Source organism: uncultured Tateyamaria sp. (genome assembly GCF_947488715.1).
Taxonomy (GTDB): Bacteria; Pseudomonadota; Alphaproteobacteria; order Rhodobacterales; family Rhodobacteraceae; genus Tateyamaria.
On sequence record NZ_CANLAG010000002.1, the window covers coordinates 258,147 to 281,381 of the forward strand.

At 62.2% G+C, this 23,235-nt stretch carries 18 protein-coding genes; 7 read left to right on the forward strand and 11 right to left on the reverse strand.

Annotated elements, in window-relative coordinates; all coding sequences use genetic code 11:
- Positions 1 to 19: 19 nt before the first annotated feature.
- The 6 genes from Q0936_RS05580 to Q0936_RS05605 all read right to left on the reverse strand — a co-directional run bounded on the left by Q0936_RS05580 (position 20) and on the right by Q0936_RS05605 (position 6,839).
- On the reverse strand, positions 20 to 985 hold the full coding sequence (locus Q0936_RS05580) for a phosphoadenosine phosphosulfate reductase (RefSeq protein ID WP_299297903.1): 966 nt from the start codon (positions 983 to 985) through the stop codon (positions 20 to 22).
- 87 nt (positions 986 to 1,072) lie between these two features.
- Positions 1,073 to 2,119, reverse strand: coding sequence for a glycosyltransferase family 2 protein (locus Q0936_RS05585; RefSeq protein WP_299297905.1), 1,047 nt, complete (start codon positions 2,117 to 2,119; stop codon positions 1,073 to 1,075).
- On the reverse strand, positions 2,116 to 2,817 hold the full coding sequence (locus Q0936_RS05590; RefSeq protein ID WP_299297907.1) for an FkbM family methyltransferase: 702 nt from the start codon (positions 2,815 to 2,817) through the stop codon (positions 2,116 to 2,118). The genes Q0936_RS05585 and Q0936_RS05590 overlap by 4 nt, the downstream gene beginning before the upstream one ends.
- A 1-nt stretch (position 2,818) precedes the next feature.
- A complete protein-coding gene (locus Q0936_RS05595) occupies positions 2,819 to 5,188 on the reverse strand; it encodes a glycosyltransferase family 2 protein (protein ID WP_299297909.1) in 2,370 nt (789 codons plus the stop codon).
- Positions 5,188 to 5,814: a sulfotransferase gene (locus Q0936_RS05600; RefSeq protein WP_299297911.1), complete on the reverse strand. Its 627-nt coding sequence runs from the start codon at positions 5,812 to 5,814 to the stop codon at positions 5,188 to 5,190. Before Q0936_RS05600 ends, Q0936_RS05595 begins: the two co-directional genes overlap by 1 nt.
- The gene (locus Q0936_RS05605) at positions 5,811 to 6,839 is read right to left on the reverse strand and encodes a glycosyltransferase family 2 protein (RefSeq protein ID WP_299297913.1); all 1,029 of its coding nucleotides are present in this window, start codon (positions 6,837 to 6,839) and stop codon (positions 5,811 to 5,813) included. The genes Q0936_RS05600 and Q0936_RS05605 overlap by 4 nt, the downstream gene beginning before the upstream one ends.
- Positions 6,840 to 7,053: 214 nt before the next feature.
- On the opposite strand from Q0936_RS05605, the gene Q0936_RS05610 reads away from it, so the two are divergent.
- Together Q0936_RS05610 and Q0936_RS05615 are read left to right on the forward strand one after the other, a co-directional pair.
- Positions 7,054 to 7,968, forward strand: coding sequence for a MoxR family ATPase (locus Q0936_RS05610; RefSeq protein ID WP_299297915.1), 915 nt, complete (start codon positions 7,054 to 7,056; stop codon positions 7,966 to 7,968).
- Between the two features lie 57 nt (positions 7,969 to 8,025).
- Positions 8,026 to 9,285 (forward strand): VWA domain-containing protein, encoded by a 1,260-nt coding sequence (locus Q0936_RS05615; protein ID WP_299297917.1) that lies wholly within the window; start codon positions 8,026 to 8,028, stop codon positions 9,283 to 9,285.
- Between the two features lie 60 nt (positions 9,286 to 9,345).
- On the opposite strand, the gene purL is transcribed toward Q0936_RS05615, so the two are convergent.
- The 5 genes from purL to Q0936_RS05640 form a co-directional block, all read right to left on the reverse strand.
- Positions 9,346 to 11,505 (reverse strand): phosphoribosylformylglycinamidine synthase subunit PurL, encoded by a 2,160-nt coding sequence (purL, locus tag Q0936_RS05620; RefSeq protein WP_299297919.1) that lies wholly within the window; start codon positions 11,503 to 11,505, stop codon positions 9,346 to 9,348.
- A gap of 327 nt (positions 11,506 to 11,832) precedes the next feature.
- A complete protein-coding gene (locus tag Q0936_RS05625) occupies positions 11,833 to 12,231 on the reverse strand; it encodes a hypothetical protein (protein WP_299297921.1) in 399 nt (132 codons plus the stop codon).
- Between the two features lie 152 nt (positions 12,232 to 12,383).
- On the reverse strand, positions 12,384 to 12,767 hold the full coding sequence (locus Q0936_RS05630) for a hypothetical protein (RefSeq protein ID WP_299297923.1): 384 nt from the start codon (positions 12,765 to 12,767) through the stop codon (positions 12,384 to 12,386).
- 97 nt (positions 12,768 to 12,864) lie between these two features.
- The gene (locus Q0936_RS05635; protein WP_299377988.1) at positions 12,865 to 15,099 is read right to left on the reverse strand and encodes a mechanosensitive ion channel family protein; all 2,235 of its coding nucleotides are present in this window, start codon (positions 15,097 to 15,099) and stop codon (positions 12,865 to 12,867) included.
- Between the two features lie 328 nt (positions 15,100 to 15,427).
- A complete protein-coding gene (locus tag Q0936_RS05640; protein ID WP_299297927.1) occupies positions 15,428 to 16,333 on the reverse strand; it encodes a LysR family transcriptional regulator in 906 nt (301 codons plus the stop codon).
- A 185-nt stretch (positions 16,334 to 16,518) separates the two neighbouring features.
- On the opposite strand from Q0936_RS05640, the gene Q0936_RS05645 reads away from it, so the two are divergent.
- The 5 genes from Q0936_RS05645 (at position 16,519) to ccmE (ending at position 23,216) form a co-directional block, all read left to right on the forward strand.
- Positions 16,519 to 19,920, forward strand: a complete 3,402-nt coding sequence (locus Q0936_RS05645; protein WP_299297929.1) for an indolepyruvate ferredoxin oxidoreductase family protein — start codon at positions 16,519 to 16,521, stop codon at positions 19,918 to 19,920.
- Positions 19,921 to 20,007: 87 nt separating this feature from the next.
- Positions 20,008 to 20,889: a lysophospholipid acyltransferase family protein gene (locus Q0936_RS05650; RefSeq protein WP_299297931.1), complete on the forward strand. Its 882-nt coding sequence runs from the start codon at positions 20,008 to 20,010 to the stop codon at positions 20,887 to 20,889.
- Positions 20,890 to 20,897: 8 nt separating this feature from the next.
- On the forward strand, positions 20,898 to 21,707 hold the full coding sequence (locus Q0936_RS05655) for an aspartate/glutamate racemase family protein (protein WP_299297933.1): 810 nt from the start codon (positions 20,898 to 20,900) through the stop codon (positions 21,705 to 21,707).
- Between the two features lie 27 nt (positions 21,708 to 21,734).
- Positions 21,735 to 22,763, forward strand: coding sequence for an N-acetyl-gamma-glutamyl-phosphate reductase (gene argC, locus Q0936_RS05660; protein WP_299297935.1), 1,029 nt, complete (start codon positions 21,735 to 21,737; stop codon positions 22,761 to 22,763).
- A 9-nt stretch (positions 22,764 to 22,772) separates the two neighbouring features.
- Complete coding sequence (gene ccmE / locus Q0936_RS05665) at positions 22,773 to 23,216, forward strand: cytochrome c maturation protein CcmE (protein WP_299297937.1); 444 nt, start codon at positions 22,773 to 22,775, stop codon at positions 23,214 to 23,216.
- Positions 23,217 to 23,235: the final 19 nt, after the last annotated feature.

A 23,235-nucleotide genomic window follows, 5' to 3' on the forward strand; every position in this document is an offset into this window, starting at 1 on the left:
CACGAGCAGACCCAAAGCCTCAATCCCCGTGCGCGGCCTCATCGGGGTTTTCCGCATCCATCTTGCGCAACGCCTCGATCTCGGACAACCGACGCTGGAACCTTGGGGCCTTCATCCGGGCGGTCACATTGCGCGCCACCATATAGGTCAGGTCCGTCCGCTCGGCACTGTCCAGCGCCGCCATCACACGGCGCAGATAGGGCGGATAGGTCCGCCGCGCGCGGTAGGCATTGGCGAAAACCATGTCGTTCAGGGTGCCCGCCATCGCCTGCTCGATCAGCTCGGGCAGAATGTCCATCTTCATCAAATCGCTCTGCAACGCATCACCCATGTTGCGCAGGCGGAACTGGGTCACGCCACTGCGCACAAACAGGGCCGCATGCATCGCATCCAGTGTCTCGACCGGGTCATAAAGGACATAGGCCGCCGCACTGGCGTCCAGCATGTCGGGCGCAAACCCATAGCGCGAGGTGAAATCGGTCCGGCGCATCTCGACAAAACGGTCGTCCCACTCGGTCACGCGGGGGTCCAGCGTCGCCTGGGGCTGGATCGCCAGAACGCGCGCGCCCGGTGCCGCCACCGAATAGGCCGCCGCCGCATACCCACAAGGGCCAGCGCCATAAAACAGAATGGTCTCGAAATCGTCGAAGTACCCGTCGTCGATCATCCGATCAAACAGGCCAATCACATGCCGGTCGCGGAACCAGGTGTCGCCATCAGAGGCAATGCACAGATGCGACCAGCCATGATCGCGCACCATTTGCCAGCCCACAGGCTCCGCCTCGGGCGACAGCGCGCGCATGCCCTGAATTGTCTCGAACGTCACCAACAGCGTGTCACCGCGCTGCACCATGGCCGCGAAATGCTTGCGCCCCAGGGGTTGGAAGAACCCGTGCGCGTCTGTTGTCGTCGCCAAACGGGTCAGCCATTCGCCCTTGGGCAAATCCGCCAGATCGGCATCCAGTTCCAGTGTTGCGTCCTGCATCGCATCATCCTCTTGTCCCGCGGTTTATATGCGGGTTTGGGATTGGATACTGTGGCAATGCGGCAGAATTGCGGAAAATTTGCGCGACTATTGGGCCGATTGCCGGGCCTTGTTGGCATAGCGGATCATGAATTGCGCGGCCTTTTGCGGCACCGGCCGGGTGGGCGGGGTCATCAACAGACGACCAAACAGAGCGCGAAAGGGCTCTTGCTCCATCAATGCGTCGAACCGCGCGCTGCGCCAGGCCACTGCCGCATCATGCAGCGCCACAAGGTCCTGATCGGCGCGCATCTCGGTCAAAAGCGCATCCCGCGCCGCGTCATAGCGGCGGATCGTGTCGTCTGCATCGGTGCTGAAATTCCGCTCGACCCAATAGTCCACGCCCAACAGGTCATCGGAATGCACCGCACGCCCCCGGTCCGCTTTCAGGACATAGCTCTCCATCGCGCCCAGCGGATAATGGTTGATCTGCGCCAGACCAAAGTTCGGGCGTCCATAGTTGGAAAAGATGCGCTTGGTCTTGAACTGATCGTCCAGCGGGCGGCCATTGCTGTCATACCAGCGCGCGTTGTCCAGCCGGTCATGGTCCGGGCTGCGCGGGCGGTGCACACCCGGTTTGCGATAGGTGCCGTCATTGGCATAGAGCGTCTTGAACATCGACGCGCGCCACGGCCAGAACAGGATTTCGGGGGCGGCACGGGCAAACGTCTGCGTGACCGGCACGTCCTGAAACCGCACCTGACCGTTGTTGCCAAAGAGCCGCCAGGTCAGCGTGATCGCCGTTGCATCGGGCAGAGTGGCATGCAGATCGGCAAGCGTGCCGTCGCCCACATGAATGTTCACGAACTCGTCCACATCCAGCGGCAGGATCCAGTCCGCGTCCCGCACCACATCCATCTTTGCGGCCTGTTTCATCGCCGTAAACTGAATGCCCCCCTGATCATAGGGGCCGTCATTGCGCACATGGGTCAGCCAATCCTGCTGGGCCAGATGATCCAGCATCGCATCGGTGCCGTCGTCGCAATCGTTTGAAAAGACGAGGAAATGATCAAACCCCACCGCACGGTGATGCGCCAGCCATTCCAACAGGAACGCCGCTTCGTTGCGCACGCACAGGATGGCAAGGTGGCTCACGCCGCGTCGGTCGGGGCCACAAACCCCACAATGCGCCCCGCACTCAGCCGCGGGTCATAGGCTAGCCCGGCCTTGCTCATCGCGTCGAACACCGTGCGTATACCGGCGTGGCCGATAGGGCCGGGGTGCAGCTTGACCACAACCTGCCGCACGTCTTTCAGCGACACACCGTCCAGCAACTCCGCCTCTCCGCCCTCGATGTCACAGATGATCACCGTGGGTTTGACCGCACTCAGCACGGTCTTGATGTTCTGCATCTCGACCTTGACCTCTTCGGCCTCCTCCCCCTCGATCGGGGTCAGCGACGACGCGGCAAAGGGCGCACGCACGTAAAACGGCACACTCGACTTGCGCTTGCCCAGCACCCCGGGGGTCAGCGTCACATTGTCGATCCCGTTGGTGGCCAGCATCGCCTCTGCATAGGTCAACAGCGTCGCATTGCCGTCAAACCCGTGTATCTCTTTGATATTGCGTCGTTTCGCAATCATGCCCGACACGAACCCCAACCCGCATCCCAGATCCAGAACCGTATCACCCTCGCGCGTGGCCTTCAGCGCCGCCGCTGTCAGGTCCCGTTCGTAATCGCCCGCGCGCAACAGCCCGCGCACCTTGCCGGTCAGGTACGTCCCGTCCTTGGGGAACTTGAGCCCCCGCGACTTGATAAAGCCAGTGGGGTCGATGGTATTGCTGCCGTCCATGTCAGCTCTCCATGTCTAGGGCGAGGGCATAGGCCACCCGCTCGGTCTCGGTCAGTTTGACCTTGAGCGCCTGGTCATACAGGTCTTGGAACTCCGGGTTGGCGTGAAGCTCATCCGCCTTGGCACGGTGCCATTCCAGGCCCTTCTCGTGCCAGCCGCGCAGGGTGTCATCCTGCATCAGCGTCTCATATTCGGTGCGCATCCGGGGCAGGTTGCGCTTGATCGTGATGTCGCGGAAATCGGACCAATCCATGCGGATCCAATAGTTGATCCCGATGGACCGATCCACATGCAGTGCACGGCCCCGCTGCCGCTTGATCAAAAAGCTCTCGGCCGACCGCAACGCATAGTGATTGAGCTGGAGCAGGTCATAGCCAATTGACTTTTTCGAACTTCTCCATCCGTTCTCGGCCACTTCTTTGGTCATATCCTTGCCGGATCCATTCACCCAGCGCACTTTCTTGGCAAACTTCGGATCCAGCTTGTTGGGCCGGTGGCAGCTGATCTTTTCATAGGCGCCGATGTTCTTGAACATCGTCTTGAAGCCCCAGACCGTGTGCGGCTTGGGACAGAATTTCGGCGCGCAATGGTCGAACTGATCGATGACGAAATCATCCTTCAGATCCGTCACCCCGTTGTGCCCAAAGAGCCGCCAGGTCATCGCCACATTGGTCGCATCCGGCACCGCGTCAAAGAAATCCTGCAAGGTCCCGTTGCCCGTGCGCACATTCATGAACTCATCCACATCAATGTGGATGATCCAGTCCGCATTCTTGATCAACGGCTCCTTCAGCGACTGGTTCAGCGCGTATTGCTGGGGCGAATTGCCCTTCCAGTTGTCGTTGTTGCGGTGCTGGATCACGCCCATCTCTTGCAGCCGGTCGAGGATCTCGCTCGTCCCGTCCTCGCAGCCATTGGTGTAGATCAGGAAATTGTCCACGCCCATCGCCCGGTGATAGGCGACCCATTCGACGATATACGGCGCTTCATTCTTCATGCAGCCGACAATCACATTGCCAGATGACCCCTTGGGCAGATCCCGTGGGGGCAGGGGCGTATAGGCCGCGGCCAGCTCTTCTTCGTTCACCGCGCCCAGCTTGTTGTGCGGCGCAAAGGAAGACGTGCGCAGTTTCTCGAAATTCTGCACAGCCAGCGGCGGCATCAGCGCGCGCGCACTGTCGGTCAGCCCATCATCCGGCGTGGCAACAGCGGCAGGTGCAGGGGCGGCGGTCCCGTTCAGCCGCGCCAGATCGGCGGCCTTGGTCTTGCGTTCTTCTTGCGTGGCCTTGTCGATGCGCCACATGAACCCCAGCAGATATTGCGACGCCCGGAACCCCAGCGTCGGGTCCGCCTCTTCCCAGGCCTTCTTGGCACGCGGCGCCTTGAACAGGTCCGCTGGAAGCCCATGCGCCTTGGCAATCGCCTTGTTCTGCGTGGCAAAGGTCTTGGAGATGGCCGACAGGGATGCGGGATCAATTGCGTCCCCGTCCACCTTGATTTCATTCACAAAAGACCGCCACAACTGCCGTGGCAATATCCGCTTTTCGGCCTTGAGAACCTGAAGGATCAGATCATTCAACTGCCGCCCCCGCGCCAGCCACGCCGCCGACGGGGCCTCCGCCACGTCCACCGCCGTGGCCTTGCCAATCGCATTCTCAATCTCAAATGCCGCGCGGATCTCATCCGTCACCGTCTCGGCGGCAAAAGCCTCTGCGTCATAGGCGCGGAAAGTCACAGCACCCGCGCCAAACACCGCATTCCAATGCCGTTCCAACGCAGCATAATCCAGCCAGAACGGCGCGCCCTGATTTTCAATGAACACACCCGCCTGCGGGTTCACCTTGGGCGCTTCGGCCAGCGCATCGGCCCACCACGTGTCCGTGCCCGCCAGCGCCATCTCCTGCGCAAGCGACACGCCGCGCCCCTCAAGGATCTGCTCGGCGTAATGCCGCGTCAGCAGGCGCGCAGGCTCGTCCACATGCGCAATGATCCGAATATCATCCGACAAGGGCGTTAGCAGCGCCTTCAGCGTCTCCAGCTCCGACCGCGCAATCAGGCTGACCCCCAGTTGCGAGGCCGACAGGATCAGGTGATCGGGGCTATGCTGTGCCACCTCCTTGGCTAGGTCACCGGCCAACGCATCGCGCAGCACCTTCTGCTTGTCGCCGGTGATATACCCGCGATTATACCGCAGCGGATCGATATGTGCCGGGTCCGTGACGGCCATATAAAGGCGCGTATGGTTCTTGTTGCCGGGGCTGCGCGCATAGAGCACCCCCTTGGTGATCAGCTGATCCCGCTTGGTGGCCAGCACCGATTGCAGGCGATCCGCGCCCACCTGTTCCAGTCCGATATGCAGGTGGATTTTCATCACGCAACCTCGTTCAACTTGTTCACATTCGTCTTGCCCCACCAGTGGACCGGAATCTCCAGAAAGCCACTGATCAGGTCGCGCGCCGCCGGATCGGCCACGTCGTATTCAAGGTAATCATCGTCATCGCGAAAGATGGCGCGCAGATGCGCATAATGCGCTTCGATCCACTGCATCCGCTCGATGCTGGTCTCGCCAAACCCTTCGGGCATGCCGGGGATGTTGCTCGCAGGCAGGCGCGAAGTGCCCAGATCAGACCACGCCAGCATGCTTTGCGACATCGCAAACGGATCGCGGGACGAGGCGAGGAATTTCACACCGGGATTGTGCGCCCGAATGGCCATGATCAGCCCGTAATCCATCTGCGGCCACAATGACCGCCCCTCGCGCAGCACGCTCATCTCCGAAATCGCGTCAAAGTCCTGGAAATACACGCCCGGATCGCCCGTCTCAAAATACCCGCGATAGAGCAGGTCAGCCACAAAGGCGTTGTGCAACTGCGTGTTCTGCGTCTGACGTGGGCGAATACGGTGGTCTGCCACATGACAGCCCGCACGCCGCAAGGCACGCGCCAGCGTAGTCGTCCCGGTCTTGGGCAGGCCCAGATTGACGACCTTCAATGTCATGCCGCAGGCTCCATCAGCCCCAGTTCGATCAACATTGCCTCTTCCTGCGGCGGCAGGGTCGAGGCGGCGCGCAACTGCGCCTGCATGGCCTGATAGGCGGGCTGGGCCAACAGCTCGTCGCGCTTGGCAATGTGCAGCGTCACAGCTTCGTCATGCAACGCATTGATCTCTTTGTCTTTCTTCAGCTCCGCCAGCGCCTTTTTCAGCCCCGGCAGGTACCGCTGGATCGACAGATCTTCCCAGGCCGGATCATTGCGCTCGCGCCAATAAGTGTCGTCAAAGGCGCGGTTTTCGCGGTTCACGTCGCCCCGGTCGTTCTTGACCAGATAGCTGTCGAGGCTGCGCAGCGCGTAATGGTTCAACGTCGCCATCTGCCGCGCGCCATGTGCCGGGAACCGCCGGATGCGGCGCGGATTGGCCGCCACCAGAAACTTGTGCGGCACCTTTCGGCCGGACCCGTCCGTCCACGCAGGACGCGCCTTGCCCTTTTGAAAGGGGCGGTGCGCGCCGAAATACTGCAAGGGAAAATCGTGCCGCACCAGTGACTTGACCTCGATCGCGGCCTCGCCACACCACAGGTCCGGATTGTGGCTGCGCGTGAACTGCTCGATCACCGGTCTGTCCTCGAACCCGTCCACACCATCACTGGCAAAGAACTGGAAATTTACCGAAATCGCCTGCGGATCACCGCAGGCATCGATCAGCGCCGGGATCGTGTGATCGCCCACATGGATGTTCAAAAACTCGTCCACATCCGCGACCCAGACCCAATCGGCCTGCGTGATGATGTCATGACGCCGCGCGTCTTTCAGCGCCTCCATCTGGTAATTGCGCCCCTCTGCGGGGTTCGGCAGATGCTGGCACAGGCCCCGTTCGGCCAGCGCATCCAGCAACCGGTCCGTGCCGTCGGTGCAATCGTTGGAATAAAACAGGTGATCGGTGACCCCGATCAGACGGTTAAAGGCAATCCACTCCAACAGGAACGGGCCTTCGTTCTTCACGCAAGTCACAGCCGTTACGCGCATGCGCACTCCGCCTTTTTGATGGGGTCCATTGCCCGCCGCCTCTGTCCGGGTTCGTGGTCCTGAATGCCCCAAACCTCTTGTTCTGTCGTTAACGCACGGGCACGCCCACGCTGTGCGCATCATGCCATTTGTGGCGAATCAGGTCAATGTTAAGGACGTGCCGCCCCTTGACGGCAGGGGCAGACGATGCAGGTTGGTCCGAACAGCCCAAGGAATGACCATGCCCGACATCTCCTCCATCGACGCCGTCCAATCCATGCTGGCAGATCAGGGATATGTGTGCGACCGCGCCCTTGGCACTGTGACCTTCCTCAGCCTGTCGCTGGGCCGCCCGCTTTTTCTTGAGGGCGAGGCAGGCGTGGGCAAAACCGAGATCGCCAAAGCACTGGCCGCAGGTCTGGGCAAACGCCTCATCCGGCTGCAATGCTACGAAGGGCTCGATGCGTCCTCCGCCGTCTACGAATGGAACTTTGCCGCGCAAATGGTCGCCATCCGCACCGCCGAAGCCACGGGTGCCGCCGACCGCAAGGCGCTTCAGGCCGAGCTCTTCTCAGACGACTACCTGATCGAACGACCGCTGCTCGACGCCATGCGCCCGGACGAAAACGGCGCACCCGTCCTGCTGATCGATGAGCTGGACCGCACGGACGAGCCGTTCGAGGCCTTCCTGCTCGAAGCCCTCTCCGATTTTCAGGTCACCATCCCCGAACTGGGTACGATAAAGGCGCCCGAACCACCGGTGGTGATCCTCACCTCCAACCGCACCCGCGAGGTTCACGACGCACTCAAACGCCGCTGCCTTTACCACTGGGTCGACTACCCCAACTTCGACCGTGAGATGGAGATCCTCACTGCCCGCGCGCCCGAGGCCGCCGAAAGTCTCAGCCGCGAGGTGGTGGCCTTTGTCCAGCGCCTGCGCACCGAGGATCTCTTCAAGAAACCGGGCGTCGCCGAAACCATCGACTGGGCCAAATGCCTGCTGGCGCTCGACGTGCTGACCCTGTCACCCGAGGTCATCGCCGACACGCTGGGGGCGGTGCTGAAATATCAGGATGATATCCAGAAACTCCAAGGCTCCGAGGCCAAACGCCTGCTGGACGAAGCCAAAGCATCGCTCGAACCCGCCTGATGCTTCCTTTCGCGCCAAATACCTCGGGGGTCCGGGGGCTGGCCCCCGGTCGCGGGCATGGTTGAATACGCACCGCTCGACCTGCCTGACGACCCCAAACTGGCGGGCAACATCGCGCATTTTGCCCGTGCGTTGCGCCGCGCGGGTATTCCTATCGGTCCGGGACGGTTGATTGATGCGATCAATGCTGTGGCCGCAGCCGGGTTCACCGAACGGCGCGACTTTTTCTGGACGCTGCACGCCTGTTTCGTGACCAAACCCGAACAGCGGGTGATCTTTGCCCAGATCTTTCGCCTCTATTGGCGCGACCCGCGGTACCTTGAACACATGATGGCGGCGATGCTGCCCGCGGTGCGCGGCGTGCAGGAAGACCGTGGCGCACAGGCTGGCGAGAAACGCGCCGCCGAAGCACTGCTGGACGGTGCTGGTGAAGACATCGACCCGCCAGACGACACGGACGAGGAGGACGGCACCGAAATCGAAGTGGATGCGTCCCTCACCATGTCCGGCGAAGAACGGCTGAAGACGCTGGATTTCGAACAGATGAGCACCGCCGAGATGGCGCGCGCCAAAGCGTTGCTGGCGCGCATGACCTTGCCCGTGGACCCACTGCCCACCCGCCGGATGCGTATGGCTGGCGCGGGGCGGGTGGACGGCGCACGCACCTTGCGCACCGCGATGCGCCGGGGTGGCGAGATGCACGACCTCAAGTGGAAGACCCCCAGGGTCCGATACCCGAACCTTGTGGTTCTGTGCGACATTTCAGGCTCCATGAGCCAGTATTCCCGCGTGGTGCTGCACTTTCTGCACGCAGTGGCCAATGCGAAAGGAGCGGGGTGGGCGCGTGTGCATGCGTTTACCTTTGGCACGCGGCTCACGAACATCACCCGTCACCTCTATCAGCGCGACGTGGATGCCGCCCTGCGCGCGGCCGGGGCCGAGGCGCAGGATTGGGAAGGCGGCACGCGGATCGGCACATGTTTGCAGGACTTCAACCGCGATTGGTCCCGCCGGGTGTTGGGGCAGGGCGCGGTTGTGCTGTTGATCACGGATGGGTTGGACCGGGATGACCCAGGTGCTTTGGCGGCGCAGATGCAGCGGCTGCATCTGTCGGCCAAGCGGCTGATCTGGATCAACCCGTTGCTGCGTTGGGACGCCTTTGCCCCCAAGGCCCGTGGCATTGCGGCGATGTTGCCGCATGTAGACAGCTTTCGCGCGGGCCATTCGATTGCAGCACTTGAGGACCTGGCGCAAGTGATTTCACGCCGCGATGATGTGGGGGACCGGGACCGTTTGCTTCGGATGATCACTGATTAGGTCGGTGGGGCGGCTCTGTTTTGGGCTGACGCCCAAAAGGCGCCCGCCCACCGACCCATATCATGCAAAGGTGTTTTCAAAACTCGACCGGTAGAGTGTCGACAGTTCGGCCAGGGGGGCCGAGCTGTTGCCCATCCAGACGGTGTCGCCGGAGAATTTGCCCACGGAGACAATTGGCACGTCGGCCTGGCCTGCCGCGATCATCAGTGCCTCGGCCTTGTCAAAGCTGCAGGCCACGAGGTAGCGGGCCTGATCCTCGCCAAAGAAGCTGCCCATTTCGCTGGCGTCGATCCAGACGCCTACGCCTGCGGCCTCGGCCAATTCGAATGCGGCCAGTGCAAGGCCGCCATCGCTGAGGTCGGTACAGGCGTTGATCAGGTGGCGATTGGCGCGGATGAACTCGCCATTGCGTTTTTCCGCGTCGAGATCGACATGGGGGGCGTCACCATCTGTCCGGCCAAAGACTTCGGCCAGGAGCGCGGATTGGCCCAGGTGGCCGCCACATGTGCCGATCAGGAGTGCCACATGGCCTTCGCGCACGTCCCCGGCGATGATGTCGTCGGGGTGGTCGATCAGGCCCACGGCGCCGATGGTGGGTGTGGGCAGGATGCCGGTGCCGTCGGTTTCATTGTAGAGCGAGACGTTGCCCGACACGATGGGCATGTCGAGCGCGGTGCAGGCTTGACCGATGCCGTCCAGTGCGCCGACGAACTGGCCCATGATCTCGGGCTTTTCCGGGTTGCCGAAGTTGAGGTTGTCGGTGGTGGCCAGCGGTTTGGCACCCACGGCGGTCAGGTTGCGGTAGGCTTCGGCGACGGCCTGTTTTCCGCCCATGACCGGGTTCGCCTTGACGTAGCGGGGCGTCACGTCGGAGGTGAAGGCCAGAGCCTTGTCGGTGCCGTGCACGCGCATGATACCCGCGCCCAGGCCCGGCGTGCGGGCGCTGTCGGCCATGACCATTGTGTCGTATTGCTCAAACACCCATTGCTTCGCCGCGTAGTTGGGGCTGGCCAGCAGCGCCTTGAGCCCGTCGATGGGGTCGATGGCGGGGACGTCCGCAAGTGGCTCGGCGGCGGGGGTGGGCACCCATGGGCGGTCGTATTCAGGTGCTTCGGAGGACAGTTTGGACAGGGGCAGGTCGGCTTTGACCGTGCCGTCATGTTCGATTATGAACCGATCGTCGGCGATGGTTTCGCCGACGATGGCAAAGTCGAGGTCCCATTTGTCGAAGACGGCTTTGGCTTCGGCCTCGAGGTCCGGGTTGAGGACCATGAGCATGCGTTCCTGGCTCTCGCTGAGCATCATCTCGTAAGCGGTCATCTTCTCTTCGCGCACAGGGACGGCGTTGAGGTTCAGCTTGACGCCGAGGCCGCCCTTGTCGCCCATCTCGACGGCGGAACAGGTGAGGCCCGCGGCGCCCATGTCCTGGATCGAGATCACCGCGCCGGTCCGCATCAGCTCGAGCGTCGCCTCCATCAGGCGCTTTTCGGTGAAGGGGTCGCCGACCTGAACGGTGGGGCGCTTTTCCTCGATCGTGTCGTCGAATTCGGCGGAGGCCATGGTGGCACCGCCGACGCCGTCGCGGCCCGTCTTGGCGCCCAGATAGACGACGGGCATGCCGATGCCGGAGGCGGCGGAGTAGAAAATCTTGTCCGCGACTGCGAGGCCGGCGGCAAAGGCGTTCACGAGGCAGTTGCCGTTGTAGGCCGGATCAAAGCGGACTTCGCCGCCCGCGCAAGGCACGCCGAAGGCGTTGCCGTAACCGCCGATGCCTTCGACGACGCCGTGCACGAGTTGGCGGGTCTTGGGGTGGTCCGGTTCGCCAAAGCTGAGCGCGTTCATCGAGGCGATTGGGCGCGCGCCCATGGTGAAGACGTCGCGTAGGATGCCGCCCACGCCGGTGGCGGCACCCTGGTATGGTTCGATGTAGGAGGGGTGGTTGTGCGACTCCATCTTGAAGACCACCGCCTGACCGTCGCCGATGTCGACCACGCCTGCGTTCTCACCTGGGCCGCAGATCACTTGCGGGCCTGTGGTGGGCAGCTTCTTCAGGTGCAGCTTGGAGGACTTGTAGGAACAGTGTTCGTTCCACATGGCCGAGAAAATCCCCAGCTCGGTAAAGGTCGGTTCGCGGCCTATGATGTCGAGGATGCGGTCATATTCATCCGGGCTGAGCCCGTGGCTGGCAATCAGGTCCTCGGTGATCTTTGGTTCTGGCATGGTGTCCCCCGTCCGTTGCGGCGCGTTTTAGGCCAAGGGCGGGGCGGGGGAAAGTGGGGAAACGACAAAGGCGGCAGCCTGTCCCCGCGGGGACACCGCGTGCGCCGGGGTCACGCAAAATCAATGCCTATATATTCCGCGCCTTGTTTCGGGGGCTTGGACCAGCGCACGCCGCCCCAACCCTTTCTAAGGGATTTGCGCGCATGCTGAGCGCCGAAGGGGTGCAAGGGGCCGCATGCCGTGTCCCCGGCCCACAAAAAAGGCCACCCTGCGGGATGCAGGATGGCCCTTGTCGTCCGATGTCGGCACAGGGGCCGACCGGTGGTCTTAGAAGTCGACCTTGACCGCGCCGCCAACGGCACCGCGTGCGGCATAGAGCTCTTCTTGGCTGGCGTTCAGTGCCACGGCACCGTCCAGCACAGTCACGTTGGCCGGATCAATGGTCAGATCCATGGTGTCACCTTGGAACAGCAGGTCCGCTTCGAGGTCGACCTTGACGTGGGCGCGGCCCTCGTCGGTCACCTTGAATTCCTCGATGGTGCCCAGCAGTTCGCCTTCGCGTGTCACGATCTGGTCACCGGTGATGGCGCCGATCACAGCCACGGTGTCGGTTTCGCCCGCCAGCGTGTTCGATGCGTCGAACGTATAGCCGGTGTTGGCCAGCAGAGGCGTCGCAGCCAGTGTCAGGGCGGTCGAAGCGATCAGTGCGGATTTGCGCAGTGTCATGTTGTTTTCCTTTCGTTTCATACGTTGTGTTTCGTATGGTCAAGGAACGCCGCCGTGCGCATTTGGTTTCAAATAAACCCCAAGAAAAATACATGAATTTGCCCGGAACCAATCGCGTGCGTCTGCGTTTGCGGCGGTTCCGGGCGGATGCGTCAGTTCAGCAGCAGGATGGTGATAGGCGAGCTGTCATCGGTGAAGGATTTGTTCGCCTTGACGCGCACGCGCTGGGTGTCCGCGTCCATCACCAGTTGATTGCCCCGCAGCGTCAGAAGGTCGGTGCGGGTGGTAACGACAATGTCCTTGCCGCCGGTGCGGCGAAAGATGTTGCCGCCGCGCGAGCGGACAAAGATGCGCGCGCGGTCGCCCTGAAAGCTGATGCCGTCCATTGTGCCCAAAACCGAGCCGTCAGAGGCGAGCACGGGGTATTTGACCCGTTGGTTGAGGGTGTCCACATCAGCGGGCGACAGGTCGGCCTGAGCGGTGGTGGCAGCGGTGAAGGCCAGAGTGAGGGCAGTCATGAGTGTGGCGTAGTTCATGGTGGTCTCCGATTTTGTTACGGTGCCTGAACAACACGTGGCGCGCGCATCCCAATTGGAAAGCGCGCGTCACGTTGTTGTGTGTGGCCCGTGTCGGTCAGTCGCCGGGCGCATCGCCTTTGGGGGCTGCGGGGGCCATGTCCTGTGCGGCCTGGGTGGCGGCGGCTGCGATGGCCTGTTTGTCGTCCTCTGACAGGGATTGGGTGTCGTCGCGACCGGGCAGGGCCACGCGCACCTCGCGGCGGGCGAACTCGAGGCCGTTTTCCTCGAACGCCTTGTTCACCCGGTTGTAGATTTCCTTGCGCAGGGTGAACTGGGTGCCGGGTTTGGCCATGAACTTGCCCCGGATCACGATGCCGACGTCGTCAAATTCGAACACGCCCTGCGATTTGAACGGTTGTAGGAAGTCATCCTTGTAAAGCTCGTTGGCCATCATGTCCTTGCCGATGTTCTTGAAGAGCTTGCGCACCTTTTCGGGGTCGGTGCCGAAGGGCACGGTAAAGCGCAGTTTCATGATCACCCAGTCGCGGGAGAAGTTGGTGATCTTGGGTATCTCACCGTAGGGCAGGGTGTGGACCGGCCCTTTGTGGTGGCGCAGCTGCATCGACCGGATCGAGATTTTCTCGACCGTGCCCATGGTGCCTTCGACTTCGACGTACTCGCCGGTGCGGAAGGCGTCGTCGATGAGAAAGAAGATGCCGGAGACAACATCTGTGACCAGTTTCTGGGCGCCAAAGCCGATGGCCAGACCGACGATACCGGCACCAGCCAGCAGCGGGGTGGTGTCGACGCCGATATTGCCGAGGCCCAGCAGCAGGAACACCACGACGATTGCCGCGCGTGACACGCCGAGGATCAGGGGCAGCACCGTGGACAGGCGCGAGCCACCCGCGCCGCCACCGTCACCGCCGCCCATTTCCTCGCTTTCGAGGTCATAGCCTGCGGCGGTCTGTTCGGCGGCGAGTTTGCGGTTGATCCAGAGAGAGACGACTTCGTAGACCAGATAACCCACGGACAGGATCATCAGGAATTCGATGATGTGCCCGGCAAAGCGTTCGCCCACGCCCGCCGACGCGATGCTGGTAGGGTCCATCCCCCAGAAGCCCGCGATGGTCAGCAGGACGATGCCAAAGACGATCACACGGCCGATGCGGATATAGGACCGTTTGGTGGAGGCATAGGCGCGTTCGGCGATGGGCCCTTCGCCGGTCATGGGGGGCGCGAGGTGGCGCACAAGGCCCCGGATCAGCGTGTCCATAGCTGGGGCAAAGAGCAGGAGGCCCATGGTCTTGTAATGGGGCGATCCGGCCAGCAGTTGGAAGTTGCCTGTGGAAACCACGATGTTGACGATCCACCATGTGCCCAGTGCGACAACCACGCCGAAATAAGGGAAGGCGCGGGCGATGCGGTCTTCGACCGGGCTCACGTCGGGGTCGGCCCCGCGCATCATCATCACGGAGGCCTCGCGGTAGCGCCAGATGACGATGGCCGCATAGAGGTGAATGCCGAGGTTGAGCCAGAAGCCCAGCCGGGTTTCGCCCATGGGCACGCCGTTGGCGGCGTTGAAGCGGATGATGAAGGTCGAGAACCCGACGAGGAAGACGAACCAGAACATGTGGAACACCATCGCGCGTGCGGTAGCGTCGGTGGCGTGCACGATCCGGTAGGCCGGGTTGTTGGGGGCCATAAGAAAGCGCGACACGGCCACCGCCAGCCGTGGCAGGCCGATGAGCAGCGGGCCAACGGTGCCGAGGAACGGGCGGTAGAACGGGGGCACGACATTATAGGTGATCAAGAACGCCACCCCGACAAAGACGCCCACCGCGCCGATTTCGCTGGTCAGGCGTTTGGCCAGCAGGAACAGGTTTTGGCGCAGGGTCGCGTCCTGCGGCATCTCCTTGGGCAGTATCAGCCACCCACGGGTGATGCGACGGAAGAGCAGTTCGGCCGCAAGCCCGCCCGCGATGGAGAGGAGGAGGTAGCCAAAGAGCCGCGCCAGCCCGTCCGCGCCGAGGAAGTTGCCGAAGTTGGAAAATGCTTTGGCCTGACTGGTGAAGAGGATAGGCAGGCGTTCGATCGATACTGAGATGGTGGAGAACGCGCCAGCCGTGGCGTGGTACCATAGCTGCGAGGCGTCTTCTTCGAGCTTGTCTTCGCTGGCCTGGGTATTGAGTTGGTCCAGCAGCAGGTCGCGCACCTGCGTGTCACTGAGCCGCGAGATCAGGGCATTTGCCGCCTCGGGGGTCAGCGGATCGGGCAGGGTGACAGACGCGTCCGCCTCGGCTGTGCCGGTGTTGACCAGCGATTGTGCCTGTGCCTGGACGGGCAGCATAAGCGCCAAAAACGCGATCAAAAGACATGCAGATCTAAGTACTGACAACACGGTACCCCCCCGGAACCCTTGTTTAACGCTGACACTGACCAATTCCGTCGCGCAGCCGCAAGTTTTTTCGGCACATGCACCGGGCAGATGTGCGCAGAGGAGGCAGATGGGCAAAAAAAAGGCCGAGCGCGAAGCTCGGCCAAGTCCAACAGGGAGGTATGAAGATGACGCGTATGCGCCATGTCTCTTCAAGAGGCGAGGTAGGGGTGGAATTGCCACCGATCAAGGCACTTTTTGAACCCGGCGTGGCATGGCCGCTATGCATTTTTTGCATAGCTCAGTGTTTTTCTTTATCTCTCAACATCTTGCGGTAGGCGATGATTTCTTCCTGCACAAAGTCGCGGAAGGCGGCAATCCGCTTGGAGTGCCGGAGTTCTTCTGGGTATGCCAAAAAAACAGGCACATCGGCGGATTCGATGTCTGGCAGCACCCGAACGAGTCGCGGATCATCGAGGCTGACATAGTCAGGCAGAATCCCCAGACCCAAGTCCTGTAGCACCGCTTGCAGCACACCAAAGTAGTTGTTCACCGTCAGCAGGGATTTGATGTCATAGGTCAACAGGTGCTGCACAAGGCTGGAGCCTGCGCCGACCTGGGCCGCGTTCACGTTCTGACAGATCAGGCGGTGATCCTTGAGGTCATCCGTGTCCTCGGGTAGGCCGTTGGCATCCAGATAGGCGCGGGTGGCGAAGACCTGCATCTTGACCGTCATCAGCCGTTTGCGGATCAGGTCCGCCTGGCTGGGTTCCTTCATGCGGATGGCCACGTCGGCCTCGCGCATGGGCAGGTCGAGCACGCGTTCCTCGAGCATCAAATCGACGCGCAGATCGGGGTATTGTTCATAAAGCTTTACCAGCCGGGGCGCGAGCCACAGCGTGCCAAAGCCTATGGTCGTGGTTACCCGCAGGTCGCCGAACGCTTCTTCTTCGCTGTCGCGGATGCGGGCGCTGGCGGTGTCGAGCCGTTTGTTCATCGCGGTGGTCGCGTCAAACAGCAGTTCGCCCTGTTCGGTAAGGATCAGGCCGCGTGCGTGGCGGTGAAACAGCGTGGCGCTGAGCGATTCCTCAAGCCCGCGGATCTGGCGTGAGACGGCGGATTGGCTGAGGTTCAGCTTGTCCCCGGCGTGGGTCAAACTGCCCGCATCCGCGACCGCGTGAAAAATCCGTAACTTGTCCCAGTCCATCAGCACCACTTTCGCAACGTTAACGTCACATTAACCTACGTCACCCTAACCGAAATCTCCCTATTTCACAGCGCCCCGCCAAGCGGAACCGGCGAATAACGAAAATTTTCCTATGCAGGTCAGCATTTGTGACCTATTATCGGGTGAAAGTTATGCAAGACTGATCACGGCAGGGGAGGCCAGCGATGAGCACGCAGAAGATTTCCTTGAACGACCGCTACGATTTGGACAAAAGCCCGGTTCTTTTGAACGGCACGCAGGCGCTGGTGCGGTTGATGCTGATGCAAAAGGCGCGGGATGTGGCGGCGGGGCTGAACACCGCAGGCTATGTGACGGGCTATCGCGGATCGCCTCTGGGTGCGGTCGACATGCAGATGACGCGGGCGCTGAAACAGTTGTCGGCGGCGGATGTGACATTCGAGCCGGGCTTGAACGAAGACCTGGCCGCCACCGCACTGTGGGGGGCGCAGCAGGCAGAGCTGCGCGGTGAAGGCAAGTACGACGGTGTGTTCGGTCTGTGGTACGGCAAGGGGCCAGGCGTGGACCGGTCGGGCGACGTGATGCGCCATGCCAACATGGCCGGGTCGTCGCGTCATGGTGGCGTGCTGATGGCGATGGGGGATGACCATACCGGCGAATCCTCGACCGTTCTGCACCAGTCCGAATTTGCCATGGTTGATGCCTATATGCCGGTGGTGTCGCCCGCCGGTGTGCAGGAGATGATGGACTACGGTCTTTATGGGATCGCGCTCAGCCGGTTTGCCGGTGTTTGGGTGGGCCTCAAGACCATGAAGGACACGGTTGAAGTCACGTCGGTGGTTGACGGTGATCCGCATCGTTTGTCCTTTGTCACGCCGGAGGGTGCGTTGCCTGAGGGAGGTTTGAACATCCGTCTGGTGGATGACCGGATTGAGCAGGAGGCGCGGCTGATTGATCACAAGCGCCATGCAGCCGAAGCCTTTGCCAATGCCAACAAGATGGACAAGCGCGTCTGGGGTAAGCCGGGGGCCAAGATCGGCTTTGTCGCGGCGGGCAAGAACTGGCTGGATCTGGTGCATGCGCTGTCGCTGCTGAATATCGATGCAGACGAGGCCGCGCGGCTGGGGATCACCACCTACAAGGTGGGGCAGACATGGCCGCTGGATATGCGTGGGTTCAGTGATTGGGCCGAAGGGCTCGACCTGATTGTGGTGGTCGAGGAAAAGCGCAAGCTGATCGAGGTGCAGATCAAGGAAGCCATTTTCGACAACCGTCAGGGGCGGCGTGTCTATGGCGGCATGAAGGACGGCGAGGTGTTTTTCAGCGCTAAGTGGGCGCTGGACCCCGTGGAGATTGCCACCAAGCTGGGGCAGGTGTTGATCGACGAGGGGCGCAATACGGATGGCATTCAGGCGGGGATGGCGACGCTGGATGCCGCGCGTCGGTCCGACAATGCCGAAGAGATAGCGGCGCGGTTGCCCTATTTCTGTTCGGGCTGTCCGCATAATTCATCGACCAAGGTGCCGGAGGGCAGCCGGGCCTATGCGGGCATCGGCTGTCATTTTATGGCGCAGTGGATGGACCGCGAGACGCTGGGGTTCACCCATATGGGGGCCGAGGGTGCGAACTGGATCGGGGAGGCGCCGTTTTCGACGCGCGAGCACGTGTTCCAGAACCTTGGGGACGGGACGTACAACCATTCGGGTGTGCAGGCCATTCGCGCCGCTTTGGCGGCAGGCACCAACATCACCTACAAGATCCTTTACAATGACGCTGTAGCGATGACCGGCGGGCAGGGCAACGAGGGCGGGCTTGATCCCTACCGCATCGTGAACGAGGTCCGCGCGATGGGCTGTCAGACGGTTGCGGTGGTCTATGACGACAAGGAAGACGTGGATCTGTCTCGGTTCCCGTCCGGTGTGGCCACGCATGAGCGGGCCGAGTTGCAGGCTGTGCAAGAGCAGATGGCGAAGACCCAAGGTGTGTCGGTCATTGTCTATGTACAGACCTGTGCGGCGGAGAAACGGCGGCGGCGCAAGCGCGGCACCTTCCCGGATATCGACAAGCGCGTGTTTATCAACACGGATGTCTGCGAGGGCTGTGGCGATTGCGGGGTGCAGTCGAACTGTGTCTCGATCGTGCCCACGGAGACGGAGCTGGGCCGCAAGCGGGCGATTGACCAGTCGTCCTGCAACAAGGATTTCTCCTGTGTCAAAGGGTTCTGTCCATCCTTTGTGACGCTTGAGGGCGCGCAGGTGAAGAAACAGGCGACGGCCGCGCTGGACCTGCCGGACCTGCCGATGCCGGAGCTGCCCGCGATTGACGGCACGTGGAACGTGGTGATCACCGGGGTGGGTGGCACGGGTGTTGTGACCATCGGGGCGGTGATGGCGCAGGCCGCGCATATCGACGGCAAGGGTGCGGGCATGATGGAGATGGCGGGTCTGGCCCAGAAGGGCGGTGCGGTCCACATCCACTGCCGGTTGGCCAACGATCCGTCCGACATCAGTGCGATCCGTGTGGCGACGGGCGAGTGTGACGCGCTAATCGGCGGCGATCTGGTGGTGAGTGCCGGGGCCAAGACGCTGGGGCTGATGAGCACGGGGCGCACGGGCGCGGTTGTGAACAGCCACGAGATTATCACCGGGGATTTCACCCGCGATACGGAGTTTGCGTTGCCGACGGATCGGCTGGGTCTCGCGCTTGAGGCGCGGTTGCGGGACCGGGTGGACATGTTCGATGCCTCCGATCTGGCCAAGGCCACGATGGGCGACAGCATCTTTTCCAACATGATGATCTTTGGCGCGGCGTGGCAGCGGGGGCTGGTGCCTCTGACCTATGACGCGATCATGGCGGCGATTGATCTGAACGGGGCGGCGGTGGACAAGAACACCCGCGCCTTTGACATCGGGCGCTGGGCGGTGCTGCACCCCGAAGAGGCGGGGCGGACTGCCGAGCCGAAGGTCGTGCAACTGCCCAAGTCGCTGGAGGAAAAGATCGCATTCCGGGCGGACCATTTGGTCAAGTATCAGGGCAAGCGGCTGGCAAAGCGGTACCGCAAGCTGGTTGACGGGGTTGCCGATGTGGCCGTCAAGGAGGCGGTGGCCAAGGGCTATCACAAGCTGCTGGCCTATAAGGACGAATACGAAGTTGCCCGCCTGCATCTGGAGACTGAAGCCAAGGCGCGCGAGCAGTTCGACGGGGATTTCACGATGAAATTCCATCTGGCGCCGCCGATGCTGTCCAAGGTCGGGTCCGACGGGCGGCCAATGAAGAAAGAATACGGGCCGGGCATGATGCGCAATTTCCGCCTGTTGGCGCGGCTCAAGGGGCTGCGCGGCACACCGCTGGACGTGTTCGGGCGGACCGAGGAACGGCGGATGGAACGGGCGCTGATCAAACAGTACGAGGCGGATATGCAAGCGGTGCTGCCAAAGCTGGACGACTCCACGCGTAACGCGATTGTGGCGCTGGCGTCGCTGCCGCTGGACATCCGCGGCTTTGGCCCGGTCAAACAGGCTAATGAGGCGCGGGCCGCCAAACGGCGCGAGGAATTGTTGTCTGTTATCCGTGCAGGGGGGCCGGAACAGCGCGCGGCGGCTGAGTGATCGCGTCACACTCGTGTCATATGGGCTAGGCAGTTTTGTCCGAAGCCCGTAGAACGGGAGACAAGCACACCCGACAGGCCAGAGAAGATGCCCAGCCGCCAACGCGAAATCACCCGTGAGATCAGCTATTCCCACTCGGCCGCGACCAAGGGGGGGCGGGCGATGATCCGCCTGCTGGAGAACACCACCGGCAGGCTGCGTCTGATCAAGCGGGCGCAGGGCTATGAGGACGAGGTGGCGGCGGGCCGCGATTTCTGGGCCGTGATGGTCGAACGCTATGGCCTGACGCTGAACGTGGTGGCGGGGCATCTGGACAATATCCCGCGTGAGGGGCCGCTGATCCTGATTGCGAACCACCCGTATGGGATCATGGACGGGCTGATGATGGGCCATATCCTGTCGACCATCCGAGGCGATTTCCGGATCATGGCAAATTCGGTTTTCAAAAAGGCCGAAGAGTTGAACCGCGTCCTGTTGCCGATCAGTTTTGACGACACGCGCGCGGCCATGGCGATGAACGTGGAGACCCGCAAGGAGGCGCTGCGCTATCTGGGCGATGGCGGGGCGATTGGCATCTTTCCCGGTGGTACGGTCAGCACGGCGGCCAAGCCGTTTTCGCGCCCCATGGATCCCGGCTGGCGCAGTTTCACCGCGCGCATGGTGGCCAAGTCCGGGGCGACGGTTGTGCCGCTGTATTTCGACGGACACACCAGCCGATTGTTCCAGATCGCCAGCCACCTGCACAACACGCTGCGGCTGGGTCTGTTGATCAAGGAATTCAAGAAACGGGTGGACACGCCCGTGGATGTGGTCGTGGGGCAACCCATTGGCCGGGATGTTCTGGACCCGATGGCGCGCGATCCGAAACAGATGATGGAATTCCTGCGAAAAGCCACGTATGAGCTGAACCCGAACCCGGTGAAGGTCTTTGACCTTGGGTATGAATTCGAAGAGCGGCATCGCACGTAAGGCGGAACATGGCAGTTGGTATTTTCGATTCCGGTCTGGGCGGTCTGACCGTGTTGGACGCCGCCCAAGCGCGGTTACCGGAGGTGGAGTTTGTCTATCTCGCGGACAGTGCCCATGCCCCTTACGGGGTGCGTACGGCGGACGATATTTTTGATCTGACCTGTGCGGCGGTGCAACGGCTGTTTGATGCGGGTTGTGATCTGGTGATCCTGGCCTGCAACACGGCGTCGGCGGCGGCATTGCGGCGGATGCAGGAATCCTGGGTGCCTGCCGACAAGCGGGTGCTGGGTGTGTTTGTGCCGATGATCGAGGCGCTGACCGAGCGGCAGTGGGGCGACAATTCCCCGCCGCGCGAGGTGGGCGTGCAGCATGTGGCGCTGTTTGCGACCCCAGCAACGGTGGCGTCCCGCGCGTTTCAGCGCGAGTTGGCGTTTCGCGCCATCGGCGTGGATGTCGAGGCGCAGGCCTGCGGCGGTGTGGTGGATGCCATCGAAGACGGCGACATGATCCTTGCCGATGCGCTGGTGCGGTCCCATGTGGATGCGCTGCGCCGCAAGATGCCCGAGCCGCAGGCGGCCATTCTGGGCTGTACGCATTACCCGCTGATGCAGGAGGCGTTTCAAGAGGCGCTGGGCGCAAATGTCAGCGTCTATTCGCAGGCCGGTCTGGTGGGCGAGAGCCTCGCCGATTACCTTGAGCGGCACCCCGACAAGATGGGCGCGGGGCCGGGTGCGTTCCTGACCACGGGCGATCCCAAGACCGTCAGCCAGCGCGCCACGCAGTTCTTGCGACGACAGATCACGTTCGAAGCCGCCTGATCTGACACCTTATTCAAGAAGACTGACATGACCTATAACATCGCAATTCTGGGCGCTTCCGGCTATACGGGCGCTGAGCTGATCCGGTTGATTGCCGGGCATTCCTCTATTCAAATCAAGGCGCTGGGCGCGTTTTCCAAGGCGGGTCAGCCGGTGTCGCAGGTGTATCCGCATCTGCGTCATCTGGATCTGCCGGACATGGTGCCGTTTGACGCCATCGACTGGGCGGGGATTGACCTGTGTTTCTGCGCCTTGCCGCACAAGACGAGCCAAGAGGTGATTTCCGGCCTGCCGCGCGATTTGCGGATCGTGGACCTGTCGGCTGATTTCCGGCTGGAAGATCCGGCGGAGTATCAGAAGTGGTATGGCAACCCGCATGCGGCGGTCGAGATGCAGGGCGAGGCGGTTTATGGCCTGACCGAGTTTTACCGGGGCGAGATCCGCGCCGCGCGGTTGGTGGCGGGCACCGGGTGCAATGCAGCGACGGGGCAGTTTGCGTTGCGGCCGTTGATTGCGGCGGGGGTGATTGATCTGGATGACATCATTCTGGACCTCAAGGCGGCGGTGTCGGGCGCGGGTCGAGCGCTCAAGGAAAACCTGCTGCACGCAGAGCTGTCGGAGGGGTATCACGCCTATGCCACGGGCGGGGCGCACCGGCATCTGGGCGAGTTCGATCAGGAGTTTTCCAAGGTGGCGGGCCGGGACGTGCGCATCCAGTTCCAGCCGCATCTGATCCCGGCGAACCGGGGTATTCTGGGCACGGCCTATGTGAAGGGCGACGCGCAGGCGGTGCATGACACGCTGGCCGCGGCCTATGCGGGCGAGCCGTTCATCGAGGTGCTGCCTCTGGGTGAGGTGCCGTCGACACGGCACATTCGCGGGTCGAACTTTTGCCATATCGGTGTTGCGGCGGACCGGTTGCCTGGTCGAGTGGTCGTGGTGGCGGCGCTGGACAACCTGACAAAAGGTTCATCGGGGCAGGCGTTGCAAAACGCCAACCTGATGTTAGGTATTGAAGAGACCGAGGGGCTGATGATGGCCCCGCTTTTTCCGTAACGAGACCGCATGAAAAGCCTCAAGAAACAGCGCCGGATCCAGATCATCGCTTTGGCCACCGTGGCCTTGGCCTTGTCCACGGCGCTGATTGGCTATGCGATGCGGGACGGCATCAACTTTTTCCGCGCGCCGAGCCAGATTGTCGCCGAACCACCCGGTCCCGCAGAGGTGTTTCGCATCGGCGGGTTGGTGGCCGAAGGCTCGCTGATCCGGGGGCAGGGCGAATCGATCCGCTTTGCGGTGACGGATGGGGGTGCCACTGTGCCGGTGGTGTTCACGGGCGTGTTGCCGGATCTCTTTGAGGAAAATCAGGGCATGGTTGGCACCGGGCGCTACATCAATGGTGTGTTCGAAGCCTCTGAAATTCTTGCCAAACATGACGAGACCTATATGCCTGCCGAAGTGGTGGATGCCCTCAAGGAACAGGGTGTCTATCAGGACCCCAACGGCTAGCGCACGGTCGGGTTAAGAC

Excerpts from the sequence above, each read along its gene's own strand:
- ccmE (WP_299297937.1), top strand. The coding sequence starts at position 22,773 with ATGAAAAGCCTCAAGAAACAGCGCCGGATCCAGATCATCGCTTTGGCC.
- Q0936_RS05610 (WP_299297915.1), top strand. The coding sequence starts at position 7,054 with ATGACCATGCCCGACATCTCCTCCATCGACGCCGTCCAATCCATGCTG.
- Q0936_RS05595 (WP_299297909.1), bottom strand. The coding sequence starts at position 5,188 with ATGAAAATCCACCTGCATATCGGACTGGAACAGGTGGGCGCGGATCGC.
- Q0936_RS05625 (WP_299297921.1), bottom strand. The coding sequence starts at position 12,231 with ATGACACTGCGCAAATCCGCACTGATCGCTTCGACCGCCCTGACACTG.
- Q0936_RS05655 (WP_299297933.1), top strand. The coding sequence starts at position 20,898 with ATGGCAGTTGGTATTTTCGATTCCGGTCTGGGCGGTCTGACCGTGTTG.
- purL (WP_299297919.1), bottom strand. The coding sequence starts at position 11,505 with ATGCCAGAACCAAAGATCACCGAGGACCTGATTGCCAGCCACGGGCTC.
- Q0936_RS05580 (WP_299297903.1), bottom strand. The coding sequence starts at position 985 with ATGCAGGACGCAACACTGGAACTGGATGCCGATCTGGCGGATTTGCCC.
- Q0936_RS05635 (WP_299377988.1), bottom strand. The coding sequence starts at position 15,099 with ATGCTGCCCGTCCAGGCACAGGCACAATCGCTGGTCAACACCGGCACA.
- Q0936_RS05630 (WP_299297923.1), bottom strand. The coding sequence starts at position 12,767 with ATGAACTACGCCACACTCATGACTGCCCTCACTCTGGCCTTCACCGCT.
- Q0936_RS05640 (WP_299297927.1), bottom strand. The coding sequence starts at position 16,333 with ATGGACTGGGACAAGTTACGGATTTTTCACGCGGTCGCGGATGCGGGC.
- Q0936_RS05645 (WP_299297929.1), top strand. The coding sequence starts at position 16,519 with ATGAGCACGCAGAAGATTTCCTTGAACGACCGCTACGATTTGGACAAA.
- argC (WP_299297935.1), top strand. The coding sequence starts at position 21,735 with ATGACCTATAACATCGCAATTCTGGGCGCTTCCGGCTATACGGGCGCT.
- Q0936_RS05650 (WP_299297931.1), top strand. The coding sequence starts at position 20,008 with ATGCCCAGCCGCCAACGCGAAATCACCCGTGAGATCAGCTATTCCCAC.
- Q0936_RS05590 (WP_299297907.1), bottom strand. The coding sequence starts at position 2,817 with ATGGACGGCAGCAATACCATCGACCCCACTGGCTTTATCAAGTCGCGG.
- Q0936_RS05605 (WP_299297913.1), bottom strand. The coding sequence starts at position 6,839 with ATGCGCGTAACGGCTGTGACTTGCGTGAAGAACGAAGGCCCGTTCCTG.
- Q0936_RS05600 (WP_299297911.1), bottom strand. The coding sequence starts at position 5,814 with ATGACATTGAAGGTCGTCAATCTGGGCCTGCCCAAGACCGGGACGACT.
- Q0936_RS05615 (WP_299297917.1), top strand. The coding sequence starts at position 8,026 with ATGGTTGAATACGCACCGCTCGACCTGCCTGACGACCCCAAACTGGCG.